This window comes from Demequina sp., from assembly GCF_016278775.1.
Lineage (GTDB): Bacteria > Actinomycetota > Actinomycetes > Actinomycetales > Demequinaceae > Demequina.
The window spans coordinates 1-3321 of sequence record NZ_JADQBF010000096.1; the positions used below are offsets into that span (position 1 = coordinate 1).

At 68.3% G+C, this 3321-nt stretch carries 3 protein-coding genes and 1 pseudogene; 1 reads left to right on the forward strand and 3 read right to left on the reverse strand.

Going from position 1 to position 3321, the window contains the following annotated elements; translation table 11 throughout:
- Window positions 1-200 precede the first annotated feature (200 nt).
- On the reverse strand, window positions 201-830 hold the full coding sequence (locus tag QZZ33_RS10885) for a uridine kinase (RefSeq protein ID WP_291380042.1): 630 nt from the start codon (window positions 828-830) through the stop codon (window positions 201-203).
- A gap of 90 nt (window positions 831-920) precedes the next feature.
- Here QZZ33_RS10885 and QZZ33_RS10890 point away from each other — a divergent pair, with 90 nt between their 5' ends.
- Window positions 921-1397 (forward strand): YbaK/EbsC family protein, encoded by a 477-nt coding sequence (locus tag QZZ33_RS10890; protein WP_291380043.1) that lies wholly within the window; start codon window positions 921-923, stop codon window positions 1395-1397.
- A 39-nt stretch (window positions 1398-1436) separates the two neighbouring features.
- Here the strand turns inward: QZZ33_RS10890 and argH are convergent, their stop codons facing one another.
- Together argH and QZZ33_RS10900 are read right to left on the reverse strand one after the other, a co-directional pair.
- Complete coding sequence (gene argH / locus QZZ33_RS10895; protein WP_291380044.1) at window positions 1437-2861, reverse strand: argininosuccinate lyase; 1425 nt, start codon at window positions 2859-2861, stop codon at window positions 1437-1439.
- Window positions 2862-2945: 84 nt separating this feature from the next.
- Window positions 2946-3321 (reverse strand): annotated as a pseudogene (locus QZZ33_RS10900) (argininosuccinate synthase domain-containing protein); the annotation flags it as partial.

Here is a 3321-nt window from a genome sequence, read left to right on the forward strand (position 1 = left end):
CGCGATGCCCGCCTGAGCGAAGCGCTCCCCCACCACCTGTGCCACCAGGTCGGCGCTTGCCTGGATGGCCGCCCGATCGTCGGAAGGCGACTCGTGGCGGATCAGGATTTCGGCGTCGGCAAGTAACGGCTCCAGGTGCGCGTTGCATGCGTCGACGATGCTCACCGTGCCATCGTGGCACGGCGAGGGTTTCTGGCGGGTTACCAGGAGTCGGGTAGCCGGGTGTCGCCGCTCACCACGGCGTCCGCATCATGGAGGGTGCCCTCGGCGTACAGGAACTCGTCCTCGGTCTCGTGCCATGCCTCCCATTGCGGGCGGAGAGACTCACCGTCACGCTCCATGCCGCGGCGTAGCCGTTCCGGCCACGGGGCATCGACGTAGATGACGGTGCTCGCATACGGCCGCGCGCTGCGTTGCGCGACTCCCACGCCCTCCACGATCAGATACCGGCGCTGCGGCACCCGGATGGTGTGGGTGCGCTCGTCGAGCAACCAGTCCCACATGGCGAACTCGCCGCCCACACCGCGCGAGAGGGGCTCAAGCACCTGATCCACCAGCACGCGGTCAAGTATTGGCAACCCTCCCCAGCCCTCGTACATGTCGTCACTGTGCAGAATCTGTACTGGCGCGTCGTCCGGTGTGGGGTTGTCGGGATCGTAGGTGCCCGCGCCTTCCGACTCCTGGCCCCCCAGCGCGAGAGACAGGCGGTTGGCGAGCGTCGTCTTCCCGCTGCCAGCGGGCCCGTCGACGAGCACCACGCGCATCACTCCGCACTGGGGCTCGCGGCGCTGCACCAGGGATACCAGGTCCGACAAGGATGGCTGGGACATATCAGCAGGCTAGCGCGCGGCGCCGAATGGAGCACGGCACGCACCGCCGAGACGCGTATCTTTTGCCGCCGGTGACGCTACCTTGGTCGCATGGAGCCAGCAGTTCACCCGAAAGTTGCCCAGGTCCAGGCGGCCCTCCACGCGGGAGGAGTCGACGTGACGGTGCGTCAGATCGACAAGCCCACACCGACTGCGGTGTCGGCCGCCGAGTACCTCGGCTGCGAGGTGGGCGCGATCGCCAGCTCGCTCGTGTTCCTGGCCGATGGCGAGCCGATTCTGGTGGTGACGTCTGGGGCGCACCGGGTCAACACCACCGCGCTGGCTGGCCGCATCGGCGTCCAGGCGATCACGAGGGCAACACCAGACGACGTGCGGGCGGCGACCGGCCAGGTAATCGGCGGCGTCGCTCCCGTGGGGCATCCCGCGCCGGTGCGCACGTACCTTGACGTGGCGCTGCGCGACCACGACGAGGTGTGGGCGGCGGCGGGAATCCCGGCGTCGCTGTTTGCCATCGGGTACGCGGACCTGCTGCGGGTGACAGGGGCGACCGAGGTCGAGGTCGACTAGCGCGATCGAGCGACTGAGTGGCCGGAAGCTCCTAGGGTCCTAAACAGTCGCCCACGGCCGGAAGTGCTTGACTCGCGCCCTCGCGGCCTTGCCCTGCTCCACCACTCTCGCGGGAGCCGTGCCGCCAGCGCCATCGCGCGCGGCGAGCGAACCCTCGACGGTCAGCACCTTGAGCACGCCCTCGTTGAGGGCTTCGTGGATTCCCGACATCTCCTCCAGGGTCATCTCGTGGAGCTCCTTGCCGCGCTTCTCGCACAGCCGCACGCACGCGCCTGCGACCTCGTGCGCCTCGCGGAACGGAACGCCCTGCTTCACGAGCCACTCGGCGACGTCGGTCGCGAGCGAGAATCCGGCGGGCGCGAGTTCGGCCATGCGCTCCGGGTGGAACACGAGCGTGCCCACCATCCCTGCGAAGGCGGGCAACACCGTCTCAAGGGTGTCGACGGCGTCCAGGGCGGGCTCGTGGACCTCCTGAATGTCGCGGTTGTAGGCCAGCGGCAGGCCCTTGAGGGTGGTGAGCAGGCCGGTCAGGTCGCCGATGAGACGACCAGCCTTGCCGCGCGCCAGTTCCGCGATGTCGGGGTTCTTCTTCTGCGGCATGATGCTCGAGCCGGTCGAGTAGGCGTCGTCAAGGGACGCGAAGCCGAACTCCACTGTCGCCCACAGGATGATCTCCTCCGACAGCCGCGACAGGTCGACGCCAATCATGGCCGCGACCCAGGAGAACTCGGCGATCACGTCACGCGCAGCAGTCGCGTCGATCGAGTTCTCTGTGGGCCCGGCAAAGCCGAGCTCCGCCGCGACGGCAACAGGGTCCAGCCCCAGCGTGGAGCCAGCGAGAGCGCCAGCACCGTAGGGCGACCATGCCGCCCGCGAGTCCCAGTCGGTGAGCCGCTCCACGTCGCGCAGCAGCGGCCACGCGTGCGCCATGAGGTGATGACCAAGCGTGACGGGTTGCGCGTGCTGCATGTGCGTGCGGCCCGGCATGGGGTCGTCGAGGTGCCGGTCGGCTTGCGCCAGCAGCGCTTCCACCACATCCAACACCTGGGAGGCGATGGTCCGCGCGTGACGGCGCAGGTACATGCGCGGCAGTGTCGCGATCTGGTCGTTGCGGGAACGCCCTGCGCGCAGCTTTCCGCCAAGGTCCGGGCCGACGCGGTCGATCAGCAGCCGCTCGAGCGCGCCGTGCACGTCTTCGTCGGCCGTAGAAGGCTCCACCTTGCCAGCGGCGACTGCCGTCCGCAGCGCCGTCAACTCCTTGACCATCTGGGCGGTCTCCGCATCGCTCAACAACCCCGCCCGCTGCAGGGCGTGCGCGTGCGCGACCGACGCGGCCAGGTCGTCGTCCGCATAACGCCAATCAAAATGAGTTGACACGCTCAACTTCGCAAGCGCCTCGGAGGGCCCGCCGCTGAAGCGACCTCCCCACAGTGCGCCCTCGTTGGTGCCTTCAGCCTTCGCCATCGTCGTCCCCTTCGTTACCCATCACGAGTGTGCCAGGAACCCGCCGCTTCGTGCACAGCGGCGGGTTCCTGGAATCGACCTTCTCTAAGAGTTCGCGACCCTCGCCGCGCGCGCCGCCGCCTGCTTGGCCGCGAGACCGTAGATCTCGATGAAGCCGCGTGCGGCACTCTGGTCGAAGGTGTCGCCCTCGTCGTACGTGGCCAGGTTGAAGTCGTACAGTCCGATGTCGGAGCGACGTCCGGTGACAGTCGCCTTGCCGCCATGCAACACCAGGCGGATGTCGCCGGTCACGTACTGCTGCGTGTCCTCGATGAACGCGTCGAGCGACTGCTTGAGCGGCGAGGACCACATGCCGTCGTAGACCAGGTCTGTCCACTGCTGCTGGATCACGCGCTTGTAGCGCGCCTGCTCGCGCTCGAGCGTGACGTTCTCCAGCTCGCGGTGCGCCTCGATCAACGCG